Source organism: Enterobacter sp. ECC_219_Taxon_10 (assembly GCF_058354905.1).
In genome coordinates this window covers 2,897,662-2,912,938 of the sequence record NZ_CM178005.1, presented here as the reverse complement: position 1 = coordinate 2,912,938, position 15,277 = coordinate 2,897,662, and the positions used below count along the sequence as shown (strand labels likewise).

Genomic DNA, 15,277 nt, shown 5'->3' with positions numbered 1-15,277 from the left:
ACGCTTAGCCTAAAGGAATGATATCGCCTTGCCAACCCTGTCCGTTGCGCGTGCCGGTCAACAGAAGCTCACCTTTATCCGCCCGAACGATCAGCTGGCCTTTTTCATCCCATAACGCGCTGCCCGCGCTGGCATTCGCCATTAATACCGCGATGGCATACCTGTGCGCAAAGCGCTGCAGGGTGTTGATAGACTGTCGCCAGCGGTAATCCCTCACCGACTGGCAGCTGGTGAAGAGCGTTGCCTGCGGATCAAGATTCGGGGAATCGCCTTGCTCGTCCATGATAGTGAGCTGTTTATCCCCCGGCACCAGGCTGGCGCCGCTCCCCTGAGGGTAACGCAGAATGCAATCGCGAGAGGGGGCAAACAGCGCGAGGCCTTTCTGGCGCCGACCGTTTCGTTCAACGGGAAGCCCTGCAATGAGGGTAATGCGGTAAAAATGGGCGGCGTTTAGCAATGGCAGTAGCTGAGCGTCTCCGGGCGGGGGCGGTAGTGCCGTGGTGCCCGGGCCCGTTAACGAGAGTTCCGGGAAGACCAGCAAATCGCACCGATGTTGTGCTGCTTCGGCAATGAAGTGGAGATGGTGCGCAACGTGGTCATCTACGCTATGGTGCTGCCCGCCATACTGTGCTGCCGCTATATTCCAATGTGACATCGTGACTTCCTTATACACTGAGTCGCAGGGATTAAAGAATAATCCTAATTTAACCAGGGTTTTCTTATCCTGCCAGATTCCGCGTAAGGAAGTGTAACGAGTCGTTAAGCTTATTTAACTTTCGGCTCGTACGGTAAGCGGGAGAGGTTGACCGAGGCGAGACGGTGGGCGATTAACCTTTCGCGAAACCAGTCACGCAGGTGGGCGGGTTGTTCCCGTTCGACCACTTCAGCCACGATGGGCATGTTGTAACGCTCTTTAAAGGCGACGCCAGCGGCAGCGAGATCGACATTCACTTTATCCATCTCGTCCTGAGGAAGGGCGGCCAGATTGATCTTCATTACCTTCTCCTTATTTTGCGGCGGCAACGTTACCGCGATTGCGCGACGATGACAAGCAGAGCGGGATGATCCTCGACTCGTTTATTATACAGCGTTATTCTTTAGCATACAGGCATAACAAAAAGGAATGATTGTGATGGGTTTCTCCTCTTCCCGCGCAGTATGTACGCTGGTTTTTCTGGCCTCGACGATACTTTCGCCCTCTGTACTGGCGCATGCGCATATTACGCAGCAGAGCCCGGCAGCAGACAGCCTGGTGGCGGCACCGCAGGTGCTTACGCTGAATTTCTCCGAAGGCATTGAGCCCGGATTTAGCGGCGTCGTGGTGACGGATGCACACAAGCAGGTGATCAAAACCGGTGCCGCAACGCGAGACGAACAGAACAAGGCACAGCTGACCGTTCCGCTGGAACAGACGCTGGCGCCGGGAGCTTACCGGGTGGACTGGCATGTGGTCTCCGTCGACGGACATAAAACCACAGGCAGCTATCACTTCAGCGTGAAATAGCATGCTGGCACTGTTATACGTGGGGTTGCGCTTTATCCATTTTGCGGCGCTGATGCTCGTTTTTGGCAACGCGCTTTACAGCGTCTGGTTTGCGCCTTCCGGGCTGCACCGCCTGATGGCCCGGCGTTTCCAGCTCCAGCAGAGAGTGGCGTCCATTGTCAGCCTGGCCGCTGCGATCCTGATGTTCATGCTTCAGGGTGGCTTAATGGGCAACGGCTGGGGCGATGTACTTAACCCGCAAATATGGCACAGCGTGCTGGGGACTCGGTTTGGCGGCGTCTGGCTGTGGCAAATCGTCCTCGGCGCCATCACCGTTGCCGCCGCGTGGCTCGCGCCGCTGAAAGGCTCGCGGCTGCTGCTGCTCGCTATGGGCCAGCTTATCCTGCTGGCAGGGGTAGGGCACGCGGCGATGAGCGACGGTCCGGTGGGGGCGATACAGCGTCTCAATCATGCTGTTCACCTGCTGTGTGCCGCAACCTGGGTGGGTGGATTGTTGCCGCTGCTGTTCTGCATGCGTCTGGCTAAAGGGCGCTGGCAGAACGCGGCCATCTATACCATGATGCGTTTCTCGCGCGTGGGGCATTATGCCGTCGCGGGCGTGCTGCTCACCGGCGTGGTGAATGCGCTGTTGATTCTGGGCATCCATATTCCCTGGCAGTCTGGCTACGTGCAGTTTTTGTTGTTCAAATGTGCTCTCGTGGCGTTGATGGTGGCAATTGCGCTGGCAAATCGGTATTTTCTGGTGCCACGGTTCCGTCCGGATTCCGGGCGTGCACAACGGCTTTTTATCAGGATGACACAGGCAGAGGTGGTGCTGGGGGCGCTGGTTCTGGCAACGGTCAGCCTGTTCGCTACCTGGGAACCCTTCTGACAAGGTTAACTATTAAATGAAAAAGACAGTACTTTCACTCTTATTGCTGACCTGCGCGGGAAGCGCTCTGGCGGCACCGCAGGTTATCACCGTCAGCCGTTTTGAGGTGGGCAAAGACAAATGGGCCTTCAATCGCGAAGAGGTGATGCTGACCTGCCGTCCGGGGCATGCGTTATACGCAATCAACCCGAGTACGCTGGTGCAATATCCGTTAAATGATACCGCAGAGCAGCAGGTCGCCAGCGGCAAGAGCAGCGGTCAGCCAATCAGCGTGATTCAGATTGATGACCCGGCCCACCCGGGGCAGAAGATGAGCCTGGCACCGTTTATCGAGCGCGCTGACAAGCTCTGCTGACGTTCAGGTTTCCAATAAAAAACCGCAGATGCTCGCGAAAGCACTGCGGTTTTTCACTTTTAATGATGCTCTGACGCTTTTTTTCAGTCCACTTTTGCTGTGGACTGGAAAACCTGGCGTCGTCATCTATTCTTAAAAGGCAAGGCGACTTAGCCTGCATTAATGCCAACTTTTAGCGCACGGCTCTCTCCCAAGAGCCATTTCCCTGGACCGAATACAGGAATCGTATTCGGTCTCTTTTTATCTGTATAAAAGTGAATAACTTAACTCCGTTATCTTCTTTATACAGCGCATGCGTCCTGTGCGACTTCGTAAAACATAACACAACACAGCAGGCGGAAGTCCAGCCCTTTTTGCCTGTTTTGTTAAATTTTTGTGAGTAGTCAGCGAAAGTCAGTGCTGTGCTTAAAAGCGGGACTTAACGGACGCTTCAATTTCATCAAGCAGTTCAAAGCGACGACGGTATTCAGCGCGTTTTTTACTCGCTATCTCGTCGAGGGATTTGCGCTCCACATGCAGCGGAAGCTGCCAGCAGAAGGAGGAGAGTTTTTTCCCGCCCAGAGAATCCCAGAATTCGTCATAGCTGGCGTGGAAATGACGACCTTTGCTGAGGCGATAGCGCAGCGCCCGGAAAACGTGCCCCTCATCGCTGACGGCAAAAATGGCCCGGACAGATGACTGTGCTGCCAGATGGAAAAGAACTTCCATCAGCACGCGCTTGGGGAACAGGCCATGGCAGGCGCGAGTTGCCAGTTTAATGGCATCCCGTGATACGCAGCGACGGGGTCCCTGAAGTCCGCCAATGACCATAACGGGCTGACCATTGCTGCGGGCGACGCTAAAGGTCAGGCTGGCCAGCAGCGTATCCTCGTTGTCGCGCAGCCAGAGTGTGCTCTCACCTTCACGCTCGGCTTTGCCGGCTGAGGACGCATTAACCGTGTAGGTCACGCCGTCTTTTGCATGGAAGTGCGCAATGGGTTGTTCCAGCGGGCCGGTCAGCGCCTGGGCGAGACTGCTCTCTTTCAGGCTGTCAATCCAGTAATAGTGGTTAACGATAGCGTCAGCGCGATCGTTTGCCGTCAGACCGCGCATCAGGTACTGCCGATGGGTCTTGCTGGGCAACGTAATTTGCGATGTCAGCAATTTGTCGAAATCGTCACGACCAGAGAGGGCTTCCAGCATACGGTGGGTGGAAGACCAGAACAGCAGCGAACGTAAAAGGAACTTCAGTCGGTAATCGCGCTTCCGCCAGATTGGCCCCGGAACGCGTTTGCCGTTCACCAGCTCGGAAATAATATTCGTGCGATGCGGATAGAACACATCGTTATGTAGCTGTGTATTAGACACGTGAAGACCTCTCGTTTTTTTCTACCCTTATTCTACGGAGCCTATAAAAAGGGATTAATAGCGTGAGGATCTTTATTTCTCTTTGGTTTACCGTTTGTTTGACTTGGTGAGGACCGCTCCCGTCTTTTTCATTTACTGACGCGGCTATACTGTTTAAGGGAGGCCTTATGTATCAGCGAATCGAAGGTGGAGAGTGGCGTCACGTCTGGGTTGTCAGTGACATACACGGTTGTTACCAGAGGCTCATGGAGGAACTGAAACGCCGTCATTTTAATCCTTATGAGGATTTACTTATTTCCGTTGGCGATCTGATCGATCGGGGGCCGGACAGCGTTAAATCATTACAGCTCATTAACGAGAAATGGTTTCGAGCCGTGCGGGGTAACCATGAGCAAATGGCAATAGATAGCCTGGATAATAATGATTTTTCGGTCTGGACGATGAATGGCGGAATGTGGTTTACGCGCCTTGAGCATGAGCAGCAGGCGCTGGCGCGAACGTTACTTAACGCCTGTCGGGAGCTGCCGCATATTATTGAGATAACCTGCGCAAACGGCCTTAATGTTATTGCTCACGCGGATTACCCGGCGGAGGAATACCGCTGGGAAAAACCGGTAAGCGCCCAGCGCGTGTTATGGGATCGCGACCGCCTGATGGGATTTATGGTGGGCAAAGGGCAGGGGATTAGCGGCGCGGATCACTTCTGGTTCGGCCATACGCCCGTCGACAGACGGTATGATTTTTCTAACCTGCACTATATTGATACCGGTGCGGTATTCGACGGTTACTTTACGCTGGCGCAGCTACAGTAATAAATAACCCGCCTTCGGGCGGGTTCTCTTTAGGTCAGGCAAGGCGCATGACCCAGGCATCGGTTTTACTATCGTAATGCTCACGGTAAAGAACAGAGTGCTCGCCATCAAGTATTGCCGGGACGCTGGTGTCTGCATCCCATGCATCGAGCTGCATGCACAAATCCGGGTCGGATTTGCAGGGAATACTTAACGTTCGATCGCCTTGTGCTTCGCCGCGCAGCTCTGCGTCGTCGATCTCAAAAGCGCCAATACGCACGCTGGTTTTCGTCATAGTGCTCTCCGGGTCGGTTGTCAAAATCTGGTATGACCAGTATGGGCATCCATTTTTGATCGTAGACAAGGAGAGCAAAATCGCCAGTAAAAAAATGCGCTTTTTTCAGGCAGTGCGATCGTTACCGGTAAACAGACGGCCATCGCGGACCAGCTCGCGTGGATAGCTATTTTTAAGCCTTGAGCCAACCTTTTTTGCCAGCCCCAGCGGGTATCCCTGATAGGTCACCACCACTTCATCAGCGAAAGGCGTGCCGTCAGGATAAACGTCGCGTCCACGGTACCACTCTTCAGCTTCCTGGTGCGTTAGGGCGAAAGTATTTGCATGCCCGGCAAGCGCGATGACCGCCTCGTGCTGCCAGCGATAGCCCTTATTGTGCACTTCCGCCAGGCGAATCCCGATACGGGAAAAACGCACTTTGCCAATCAGCGGCTCGATATTCGCCGGGAACAGCCATATCTCTTTGTCTCGCGTCCAGAGGCGCTGACTCTCATCCCAGTCCAGCCCAACCTTGCGGGCAGCGGCTTCAAGCTGCGCGGCATCGCGGCCTTTGAGCGGTGCAAACGGGAAATTGCCGACCTTGAATTTAGGGGCGGGGAGGGGAGCTACCGCCTGAGTTTTACGCAGGCGGGCCACGAAGAACCCTTCGCAGTCGTAAATCTGCGGGAATACGTGCAGGAAACCTTCCGGCGTGACCGCCTTCTGTGCCGAGGCGAACAGATCGTTAAGCGGCATGAACTCAACGGCATCCGGGTATTGCGCTTTCAGCCACAGGCAGACGTCTTCGTTTTCATCCCGGTTTAAAGTACACGTTGAATACACCAGCGTGCCGCCGGGGCGCAGGGCGTGGAACGCGCTGTCGATCAGCTCGCGCTGCGTGGCGGCGATCTCAAGATTGCTCTCCACCGACCAGTTCTTTAACGCATCGGGATCTTTACGCACCACCCCTTCTCCTGAGCAGGGGGCGTCCAGCAGGATGGCATCAAACATTTCCGGCAGGGCAGCGCCAAAGACGCGTCCGTCGAAATGCGTCAAAGCGACATTGTGAATACCGCAGCGGCTGATATTGGCATGCAACACCTTCACGCGGCTGGCGGAAAACTCATTGGCGAGGATCGCCCCGCGGTTACCCATGCGTGCGGCAATCTGCGTAGTTTTCGAGCCGGGCGCGGCGGCGACATCCATCACGCGTTCAGGCGCGTTGCCATCGGCGAACAGGGCGGCAACCGGCAGCATTGAGCTCGCTTCCTGAATATAAAAAAGACCGCTCAGATGTTCTGCAGTACTTCCCAGCGGCACGGCGTCTTCGTCATCGCGATCGATCCAGAATCCCTCGTCACACCACGGAACAGGCGTAAGCTGCCAGTTGTACGGAGAAACCAGCGCCAAAAAATCCTCGACGCTGATTTTCAGCGTGTTAACGCGAATGCTCCGACGTAACGGACGTTGGCAGGCGGCGATAAAATCGTCCAGCGACAGATGAGAGGGAAGCGCCTCGCGCATCTGCGCCAGGAATTGTTCAGGAAGAAATACGGAGTTTTGAGCCACGAGCACACCACAGGGAAAAGTTCAGGTGCGCAGTGTAACATAAAGGCTCCGGCGCGTTGACACCGGAGCCTGTCAGATTAACGCGGCAGGGCAGTGCCCCATTCGCGCCACTCTTTCGGTTCGCTTTCCAGCAGCAGGAAGTGTTTACCCGGCTGCGCTTTCGGCGCCAGCGGCGTTCCCGGCGGGGTGGCAAACGCAATACCGCCGCGGATGAACTGGTTGAAGGTACCGGTTTTCACCACGCCACCCGTCAGGCCGAAGTCCAGCGAATAGCCAGACGCCAGCCAGAACACCGAGTTATTACGGACCAGGTGCTGGTAACGCTCGCTGATGCGTAACGCCACCATCACGCGGTCGGAGAGCGTGCCGAGCGTGAGACCCGTTACCGTACCCACCTCAATGCCGCGGAACAGTACCGGCGTACCGATGCCAAGCGAGCCTGCTTCCGGTACTTCGACCACAATGCTCAGGCCGCCAAGGTAGCGTGAGTCGGTGATGGTGGCTTCCTGCAGCTCGAAATCACGACGGGCTTTACCCTGGCCGGGCTCGACGTTGATGTAAGGCTGCAGAATGGTGTCGAGATGCTCAACGCCTGCGGCTGAAATCTGCGGGGTTACCACCGAGAAGCGTGAACCCGTTCGGGCGAAGGTCTGCACATATTCCGGATAAAGCACTGCGGTGGCCTGCACCTCGTTGCGCGAGGTGATCAGCGTCAGCTTCTGGATCTGCCCGATATCAATGCCCAGGTAGCGAATTGGCATGCCTTCTGCCAGCTTGCCGGCATCGAACGCATGCAGGGTAATCTGTCCACCCACGGCACGTGCGGCGGTTTCGGACGGGAAGAGAATTCGCTTATCGCCTTTGCGCAGGTTCGCGCCTGCGCCGCTGAGGTTATCGAAGCTGATTGCCCCGCGCAGCGCGCGAGAGAGCGGGGAGGCCTGCACGGTCAGCCCGTTACCGTTAAGCTGCACCTTCGCGCCGCCCTCGGCCCAGAAGACGCTGTTTGGCGTCAGCAGCTTACGGTATTCGGGTTTGATATGCAGTTCGATATCAAACGCGTCCGCACGAGGGCGAACGGCGATCACCTCCCCGACCTCAAACTTGCGGTAGAGCACCACGGAGCCCGCCTGAACGTCCGGCAGCGTCTCGGCGCTTAAGGTCAGGGTAGTAGTTGGCAAATCGCTCAGGCTGTTTTCAATCGCTTTGTCCAGGTTGGCGTAGAGCGGGTAGCTGTCGCGAACGGGGCCTTTATTGCCCGGCAAAATGCGAATGCCGCCGTTAACCCATTCGCTGGCGCTCGCACCGAGGAACTCCACGCCGTCCAGGCCCACCTTCACATCGACGCGGCTGTTCACCACGAATTTACTGTCGCCATGGACGAGGTTGCTGTATTGCGGATCGATAGCAACCGAGAAGCTCACGCCATTTTCGGAGAGCGTTCGCTCCAGCACCTGACCCACCTGTACGCCGTGCAGAATCAGCGGCTGACCGGCCTCAATGCCGTAACTTTCGGGCGCATTCAGCGTAACCGTCACGACGCCCGGTTTTTGCAGCAGCGCTTTATCCGCCGGGGCAATGACGAAGCTGTTGCTTGGCTCACCTTCACCAGGGATCAGTTCAAAGGTATTTCCGGTAAGCAGTGCGCTGAGGCTGGCATCGTTCAGGGAGAGCTTCGGACTGCGCATTTCGATGCGCGTTTTCTCGCGCAGGAGATCGACCACGCTCGGGTCGACCGTCATTTCGCCGGTCACCGAACCGCCCGGATTAAGCGTCATTTTGGTGAGCTGGCCGACCTGCAGTCCCTGGTACATCAGCGGCGTGGAACCCGCTTTCAGTCCTTTAGCATCAGGCAGAACAAGCTTAACGATCACGCCACGCTGGCTGTGCGCCAGGTCCGGGTATAAACCGAACGTGTCATCGGCCGTGGCAGGGCTTGAATTTTCCGGGGAGTCAAAGGCAATGGCACCATTCACCAGCGCGGCCAGGCTCTCAAGCTTCACTTTTGCACCGCTCAGGCTGAGGTCGGCGTCCACGCCGGAGACATTCCAGAAGCGGCTGCCTTTTTTCACCAGATTGGTGAACCGACGTTCGATCAGCACATCAATGGTTACGCCCTGTTTGTTCGGGTTGATGGTGTAATCATACACGCGGCCAACCGGAATCTTGCGGAAGTAAACCAGCGAGCCGCTGTTCAGCGAGCCCAAATCCGGTGCCTGAAGATGGATCATCAGATCGCCGTTATTGAGGCGGTATTTCGGCTGCGTATCCAGCGCGACAAAGTGATCCTGCGGTTCACCTTTACCCGGCATCATACCAATGTAGTTACCGCCAACCAGCGCATCCAGCCCGGAGACGCCGGCCAGAGAGGCTTTCGGCGTCACCAGCCAGAACTGCGTTTCGCTGCGAAGAGCATCCTGCATGTCAGATTTGATACTGACCCGCACCTGAATCTTGTTAAGCCCTTTGCCAAGGGAGATGTCCTGAACCGTACCGACTTCTACCCCCTGAAAACGAACGGGGGTTCGCCCGGCGACGATGCCGTCGGCGGTCTGAAAATCAATGGTGACGGTACTGCCGCGATCTTCATAGCTCGTCCAGATAAGCCAGCCTGCAATCATCAGCGCGATGACGGGCAGCAACCAGAATGGCGAAATGCGGCGTTTAGTTTTAATTCTCGCTTCAGTCGGCGAAGCGGGGGTTTCCTGACTCATGTGCATCCCAAAGTAAGCGGCTATCCAGCCATTCCACAGCAAGAATAGTCAATATCACCGCAGAGCCGAAATAAAAAGCCGCGGGTCCCATAGTAAAAGCAAGAAGCTGGTCGCGATTGATCAGCGACATCATCAGCGAAATCACAAACAGATCCAGCATTGACCAGCGGCCAATCCAGGTGACGAATCGCAGAAGCAGAATACGGGTACGTAAACCTTGTTCACACTTAAAGTGAATGCTGACCAGCAGGGTAAACATCACCACCACTTTGGTAAAGGGAACCAGGATACTGGCAATAAACACGATGGCCGCCACCCCAACGTTGCTGTGCGCAAGGGAGATAATACCGGAGAGGATAGTATCTTCCTGACGGCTACCGTTCACGTAGATAATGGAAATCGGCAGCATATTGGCCGGGATCAGAAACACCAGTGAGGCAATCAGCGCCGCCCAGCATTTTTGCAGGCTGTTGTTGCGCCGTAGCCTCAACGGTATATGGCAGCGCGGGCAGCGTCCACGCTTGTCGGGCAGCCCGGTGTAATGGCATCCCAGACAGACGCGAAGGTTCTCATCCGGGCGGGTGGCAGGGCGCTGAGGGTAAAAACGCTCCCAAAGCTGCTCAACGTTCAGATGGATCAGCGTCAGGATACTGAGCAATACCAGGCAGATAAAAGCAAAAAGCCCGACGCCCGGCTGCAGAAAGGCATAGTCCTGCACCTTGATGGATGCCACGCCCACGCCCACCAGATAGATATCCAGCATGACCCACTCTTTGAGCTTTTCCAGCATCAGCAATACCGGACGCAGGTTCATCCCCAGAATGTTGCCAAACCACAGGTAAGCAATGGCGGCAACCAGCACCAGCGGCGCGCCGACAACGCAGAACAGCACCATGGCAGCGGTGAGAGGATCGCCCTGGCTCGTCATCTGCCAGATACCCTGCAGCACGTTGGCGTCAATGCGCACACCAAGCAGGTAGAGTTTTAGCAGCGGTTCGCTCCACGCGAAGGGCATCAGCAGCAGCATGGTGACGGCCATGGCGGCGAGGCGCGTTAACGACCAGTCGCGGCCGTCACGAATTTTAGCGTCGCAGCGGGGACAAAAGGCGCTTTGGTGCGATTTCATCTTCGGCAACATAAAAAGCGTATCGCACTGGGGGCAACGCTGATAATGTGCACGAGGCAAAGCTTCGCTTACCGTATGGACAGTTATCTTTTTTGTCGGCGTAATTTTGGTTGTTTTTAAGGCCATCAGCTGCGCGCAAATAAGTATTGTTGAACGTTATATTAACTCATGAACGGATTCATCTTGAGCATGAGCGCATTTATTGCTTATTTTAATAGGCTATGCGGTAATTTTGTAAGACAACTAAGTGATTGAATAATGAACAAAACAGAATTCTACGCGGATCTGAACCGCGATTTTAAGGCATTGATGGCAGGTGAAACCAGCTTCTTAGCCACTCTGGCAAATACTAGCGCATTGCTGTTCGAACGGCTATCCGATGTGAACTGGGCTGGCTTTTATCTCCTGGAAGGTGAAACGCTGGTGCTGGGCCCGTTTCAGGGCAAACTGGCCTGCGTGCGCATTCCGGTAGGGCGCGGCGTATGCGGTACCGCGGTGGCCGAGAATCAGGTTCAGCGCGTGGAAGACGTGCATGCGTTTGACGGGCATATTGCCTGTGATGCTGCCAGCAATTCAGAAATCGTTCTGCCGCTGGTGGTAAAAAATCAGATTATTGGCGTTCTGGATATCGACAGTACGGTCTTCAGTCGCTTTACAAGCGAGGACGAACAGGGGCTGCGCGAGTTGGCAGCGAATCTGGAAAACGTCCTCGCTGCAACCGATTATCAAAAATTCTTTGCGAGCGTCGCAGGATAATCAACGGATAACGTAGCATTTACTGATAGCGTCATTATAATGACGCCTGTTCATGCCTGCGCTTGTTGGCAACGTCCGTTGTAATCAGGAAATTTCATGGAAAATCAACCTAAGTTGAATAGCAGTAAAGAAGTTATCGCATTTCTGGCCGAGCGTTTCCCGCAGTGCTTCAGCGCGGAAGGTGAAGCTCGTCCCCTGAAAGTCGGTATTTTTCAGGATCTGGTGGCGCGTGTTGAAGGGGAAATGAACCTCAGCAAAACTCAGCTGCGTTCTGCCTTACGTCTTTATACTTCGAGCTGGCGTTACCTGTACGGTATCAAACCGGGCGCAACCCGCGTGGATCTCGACGGCAACCCTTGCGGTGAGCTGGACGAGCAGCATGTTGAGCACGCGCGCAAGCAGCTGGAAGAAGCCAAAGCACGCGTTCAGGCACAACGTGCAGAACAGCAAGCGAAAAAACGCGAAGCCGCAGCGGCAAACGGCCAGGAAGAAGCGCCTCGTCGTGAGCGTAAACCACGCCCAGCGCCGCGTCGTCACGACAATAACGATCGCAAACCGCGTGCAGACAAACCAGCAGCGAAAGCCCCTCGCGCGCCTCGTGAAGAGCCGCGTCATACTCCGGTTTCTGACATTAACGCCCTGAGCGTGGGTCAGGCTCTGAAGGTAAAAGCGGGCAACAACGCTATGGACGCCACCGTACTGGAAATCACCAAAGATGGCGTTCGTGTACAGCTGACTTCTGGTATGTCAATGATTGTACGCGCAGAACACTTGTTGTTCTGAAACGGAGGCCAAGCCTGGCATGAACACTTTTTTTAAGCTCACCGCGCTGGCGGGCCTGTTTGCCATAACAGGCCATGCTTTCGCAGTGGACGATATCACACGTGTTGATCAAATTCCGGTACTCAAGGAAGAGACGCAGCACGCGACGGTAAGCGAGCGTGTAACCTCTCGCTTTACCCGCTCGCACTATCGTCAGTTCGATCTCGATCAGGCCTTTTCGGCCAAAATCTTTGACCGCTATCTGAACTTGCTGGATTACAGCCATAACGTTTTGCTCGCCAGCGATGTCGAGCAGTTCGCTAAGCGCAAATCCGAGGTGGGTGATGAGTTGCGGTCAGGCAAGCTGGATCTGTTCTACGATCTCTACAACCTGTCGCAAAAGCGCCGCTTTGAGCGCTATCAGTACGCGCTGAAAGTGCTCGAACGTCCGATGGACTTCACCGGCAACGACACCTTTAATCTCGATCGCAGCAAAGCGCCCTGGCCGAAAGACGAAGCCGAGCTGAACGCGCTGTGGGATGGCAAGGTCAAATACGACGAACTGAGCCTCAAGCTGACCGGTAAAGATGAGAAAGAGATCCGCGACACGCTGACGCGTCGTTACAAATTTGCCATTCGTCGTCTGGCGCAGACCAACAGTGAGGATGTTTTCTCACTGGCGATGACCGCCTTTGCGCACGAAATCGATCCGCACACCAACTATCTTTCTCCACGCAACACCGAACAGTTCAATACCGAGATGAGCCTGTCTCTGGAAGGTATTGGCGCGGTGCTGCAGATGGACGATGACTACACGGTGATCAACTCCATGGTTGCAGGCGGCCCGGCATCCAAAAGCAAAGCGATTAGCGTAGGCGATCGCATTGTGGGCGTAGGACAAACCGGTCAGAGCATGGTTGACGTTATTGGCTGGCGTCTGGACGATGTGGTTGCGCTGATCAAAGGTCCGAAAGGGAGCAAAGTTCGCCTCGAAATTCTGCCGGCCGGTAAAGGCACCAAAACCCGTATCGTGACCCTGACCCGTGAGCGGATCCGTCTGGAAGACCGCGCGGTGAAAATGTCGGTGAAAACCGTGGGTAAAGAGAAGGTGGGGGTCCTGGATATTCCTGGCTTCTACGTGGGGCTGACCGACGATGTAAAAGTTCAGCTGCAGAAACTTGAGAAGCAGAACGTGAGCAGCGTTATCATCGACCTGCGTACGAACGGTGGCGGTGCGCTGACTGAAGCGGTGTCGCTCTCTGGCCTGTTTATCCCGTCTGGCCCGGTGGTACAGGTGCGTGATAACAACGGTAAAGTTCGTGAAGATGCCGATAACGACGGTGTGGTCTATTACAAAGGCCCGCTGGTGGTCCTGGTTGACCGCTTCAGCGCGTCCGCATCTGAAATCTTTGCCGCTGCAATGCAGGACTATGGCCGCGCGCTGATCGTGGGTGAACCCACCTTCGGTAAAGGTACCGTTCAGCAGTATCGCTCGCTGAACCGTATTTACGATCAGATGCTGCGTCCGGAATGGCCTGCGCTGGGCTCCGTTCAGTACACCATTCAGAAGTTCTACCGCGTTAACGGCGGCAGTACGCAGCGTAAAGGCGTAACGCCGGATATCATGATGCCGACCGGCACGGAAGAGACCGAAACCGGCGAGAAGTTTGAAGATAACGCGTTGCCGTGGGACAGCATCAACGCTGCGACGTTCGTTAAAGCCGGTGATATGACGCAGTTTGGTCCTGAGCTGCTGAAAGCGCATAATGACCGCATCGCGAAAGATCCGGAATTCCAGTACATCATGAAGGACATTGCGCGTTTCAATGCCCTGAAAGATAAGCGGAATATTGTTTCTCTGAACTACGCTCAGCGTGAAAAAGAGAACAACGAGGACGATGCAACGCGTCTGGCGCGTATCAACGATCGCTTCAAGCGAGAAGGTAAACCTCTGCTCAAGAAACTGGACGATCTGCCAAAAGATTACCAGGAGCCGGACCCGTACCTGGACGAGACGGTGCATATCGCGCTCGACCTGGCGAATCTGGAAAAAGAGAAGCCTGCCGTACAGCCCGCTCCGGCAAAATAATCTCCCAACAGGCACAAGAAATTGTGCCTGTTTCTTTTTGTTATGCATCCTTCCGTCAGGCTGATTTCCAATTGTGTAAAGTTGTGTCTTTCTGGTGACTTACGCCTATCGGATGCTTGAAAATAGCCGTAATACCCATACGATGTGGGTAATCGCATAGTGCGTTTTGTTAAACTGAGGTTAAAAGAAAATTATGATGCGAATCGCGCTCTTCCTGCTCACCAACCTGGCGGTGATGGTGGTTTTCGGGCTCGTGCTAAGCCTGACAGGAATTCAGTCGAGCAGCGTTCAGGGTCTGTTGATTATGGCGCTGCTGTTTGGTTTTGGTGGCTCTTTCATTTCCCTGCTGATGTCAAAATGGATGGCGCTGAAATCCGTAGGCGGTGAGGTGATTGAACAGCCGCGTAACGATATGGAACAGTGGCTGATGAATACGGTGGCACAGCAGTCTAAGCAGGCAGGCATTGCGATGCCGCAGGTTGCTATTTACCATGCCCCGGATATTAACGCGTTTGCCACGGGTGCCCGTCGTGATGCGTCACTGGTTGCCGTGAGCACCGGATTGTTGCAGAACATGAGCCGTGACGAAGCCGAAGCGGTTATCGCGCATGAAATCAGCCATATTGCCAACGGTGACATGGTAACCATGACGCTGATTCAGGGCGTGGTGAACACCTTCGTTATCTTTATCTCCCGTATCCTGGCGCAGATTGCGGCTGGCTTCATGGGCGGCAACCGCGATGAAGGTGAGGAGAGCAACGGTAACCCGCTGATCTACTTCGCCGTATCCATGGTGCTGGAACTGGTGTTCGGTATCCTGGCGAGCATTATCACCATGTGGTTCTCTCGTCACCGTGAGTTCCATGCGGATGCTGGCTCTGCGAAGCTGGTGGGGCGTGAGAAGATGATTGCAGCCCTGCAGCGTCTGAAAACCAGCTACGAGCCGCAGGAAGCGAACAGCATGATGGCCTTCTGCATCAACGGCAAATCAAAGTCGCTGAGCGAGCTGTTTATGTCTCACCCTCCGCTGGATAAACGTATTGAAGCGCTGCGCAGTGGGGAATACCTGAAGTAACGCTAAGAGCGTAAATAAGCCGGGCAGGAGAAGACTCCGCCCGGCTT

General features: G+C 55.1%; 15 protein-coding genes. 8 read left to right on the top strand and 7 right to left on the bottom strand.

The window, feature by feature from the left end; translation table 11 throughout:
• Nucleotides 1-4: 4 nt before the first annotated feature.
• Complete coding sequence (locus AC4ICF_RS13880) at nucleotides 5-655, bottom strand: nitrilase-related carbon-nitrogen hydrolase (protein WP_116339109.1); 651 nt, start codon at nucleotides 653-655, stop codon at nucleotides 5-7.
• A 110-nt stretch (nucleotides 656-765) separates the two neighbouring features.
• Nucleotides 766-996 carry a DNA polymerase III subunit theta gene (locus tag AC4ICF_RS13875; protein ID WP_013096102.1) on the bottom strand — a complete coding sequence of 77 codons (231 nt, stop codon included), beginning with the start codon at nucleotides 994-996 and terminating at the stop codon, nucleotides 766-768.
• A gap of 136 nt (nucleotides 997-1,132) precedes the next feature.
• On the opposite strand from AC4ICF_RS13875, the gene yobA reads away from it, so the two are divergent.
• From yobA to AC4ICF_RS13860, 3 genes are read left to right on the top strand one after another with little or no spacing between them, the layout of a single operon-like run.
• Nucleotides 1,133-1,504 carry a CopC domain-containing protein YobA gene (gene yobA, locus AC4ICF_RS13870; protein WP_316379670.1) on the top strand — a complete coding sequence of 124 codons (372 nt, stop codon included), beginning with the start codon at nucleotides 1,133-1,135 and terminating at the stop codon, nucleotides 1,502-1,504.
• Between the two features lies 1 nt (nucleotide 1,505).
• On the top strand, nucleotides 1,506-2,375 hold the full coding sequence (gene copD / locus AC4ICF_RS13865; RefSeq protein ID WP_316379515.1) for a copper homeostasis membrane protein CopD: 870 nt from the start codon (nucleotides 1,506-1,508) through the stop codon (nucleotides 2,373-2,375).
• Between the two features lie 16 nt (nucleotides 2,376-2,391).
• Complete coding sequence (locus tag AC4ICF_RS13860; protein ID WP_192984903.1) at nucleotides 2,392-2,730, top strand: YebY family protein; 339 nt, start codon at nucleotides 2,392-2,394, stop codon at nucleotides 2,728-2,730.
• Nucleotides 2,731-3,135: 405 nt separating this feature from the next.
• On the opposite strand, the gene AC4ICF_RS13855 is transcribed toward AC4ICF_RS13860, so the two are convergent.
• A complete protein-coding gene (locus AC4ICF_RS13855) occupies nucleotides 3,136-4,077 on the bottom strand; it encodes a VirK/YbjX family protein (RefSeq protein ID WP_233003064.1) in 942 nt (313 codons plus the stop codon).
• A 167-nt stretch (nucleotides 4,078-4,244) separates the two neighbouring features.
• On the opposite strand from AC4ICF_RS13855, the gene pphA reads away from it, so the two are divergent.
• The gene (pphA, locus tag AC4ICF_RS13850; protein ID WP_316379575.1) at nucleotides 4,245-4,889 is read left to right on the top strand and encodes a protein-serine/threonine phosphatase; all 645 of its coding nucleotides are present in this window, start codon (nucleotides 4,245-4,247) and stop codon (nucleotides 4,887-4,889) included.
• Between the two features lie 34 nt (nucleotides 4,890-4,923).
• Here the strand turns inward: pphA and AC4ICF_RS13845 are convergent, their stop codons facing one another.
• The 4 genes from AC4ICF_RS13845 to yebS all read right to left on the bottom strand — a co-directional run bounded on the left by AC4ICF_RS13845 (nucleotide 4,924) and on the right by yebS (nucleotide 10,674).
• Nucleotides 4,924-5,163, bottom strand: a complete 240-nt coding sequence (locus tag AC4ICF_RS13845; RefSeq protein ID WP_008500472.1) for a YebV family protein — start codon at nucleotides 5,161-5,163, stop codon at nucleotides 4,924-4,926.
• Nucleotides 5,164-5,268: 105 nt separating this feature from the next.
• Entirely contained in the window at nucleotides 5,269-6,717 is a 1,449-nt protein-coding gene (rsmF, locus tag AC4ICF_RS13840) for a 16S rRNA (cytosine(1407)-C(5))-methyltransferase RsmF (protein ID WP_316379576.1), read from the bottom strand.
• 71 nt (nucleotides 6,718-6,788) lie between these two features.
• Nucleotides 6,789-9,422, bottom strand: coding sequence for a PqiB family protein (locus AC4ICF_RS13835; protein WP_163329877.1), 2,634 nt, complete (start codon nucleotides 9,420-9,422; stop codon nucleotides 6,789-6,791).
• The gene (gene yebS / locus AC4ICF_RS13830) at nucleotides 9,391-10,674 is read right to left on the bottom strand and encodes a membrane integrity lipid transport subunit YebS (RefSeq protein ID WP_320720316.1); all 1,284 of its coding nucleotides are present in this window, start codon (nucleotides 10,672-10,674) and stop codon (nucleotides 9,391-9,393) included. The genes AC4ICF_RS13835 and yebS overlap by 32 nt, the downstream gene beginning before the upstream one ends.
• A 132-nt stretch (nucleotides 10,675-10,806) precedes the next feature.
• On the opposite strand from yebS, the gene AC4ICF_RS13825 reads away from it, so the two are divergent.
• The 4 genes from AC4ICF_RS13825 to htpX all read left to right on the top strand — a co-directional run bounded on the left by AC4ICF_RS13825 (nucleotide 10,807) and on the right by htpX (nucleotide 15,230).
• Nucleotides 10,807-11,304: a GAF domain-containing protein gene (locus AC4ICF_RS13825; protein WP_116339238.1), complete on the top strand. Its 498-nt coding sequence runs from the start codon at nucleotides 10,807-10,809 to the stop codon at nucleotides 11,302-11,304.
• Nucleotides 11,305-11,400: 96 nt separating this feature from the next.
• Nucleotides 11,401-12,087: an RNA chaperone ProQ gene (gene proQ / locus AC4ICF_RS13820; protein WP_014884292.1), complete on the top strand. Its 687-nt coding sequence runs from the start codon at nucleotides 11,401-11,403 to the stop codon at nucleotides 12,085-12,087.
• Nucleotides 12,088-12,106: 19 nt separating this feature from the next.
• Nucleotides 12,107-14,155 (top strand): carboxy terminal-processing peptidase, encoded by a 2,049-nt coding sequence (gene prc / locus AC4ICF_RS13815; RefSeq protein WP_116339242.1) that lies wholly within the window; start codon nucleotides 12,107-12,109, stop codon nucleotides 14,153-14,155.
• Nucleotides 14,156-14,348: 193 nt separating this feature from the next.
• Entirely contained in the window at nucleotides 14,349-15,230 is an 882-nt protein-coding gene (gene htpX, locus AC4ICF_RS13810) for a protease HtpX (RefSeq protein ID WP_010432647.1), read from the top strand.
• Nucleotides 15,231-15,277: the final 47 nt, after the last annotated feature.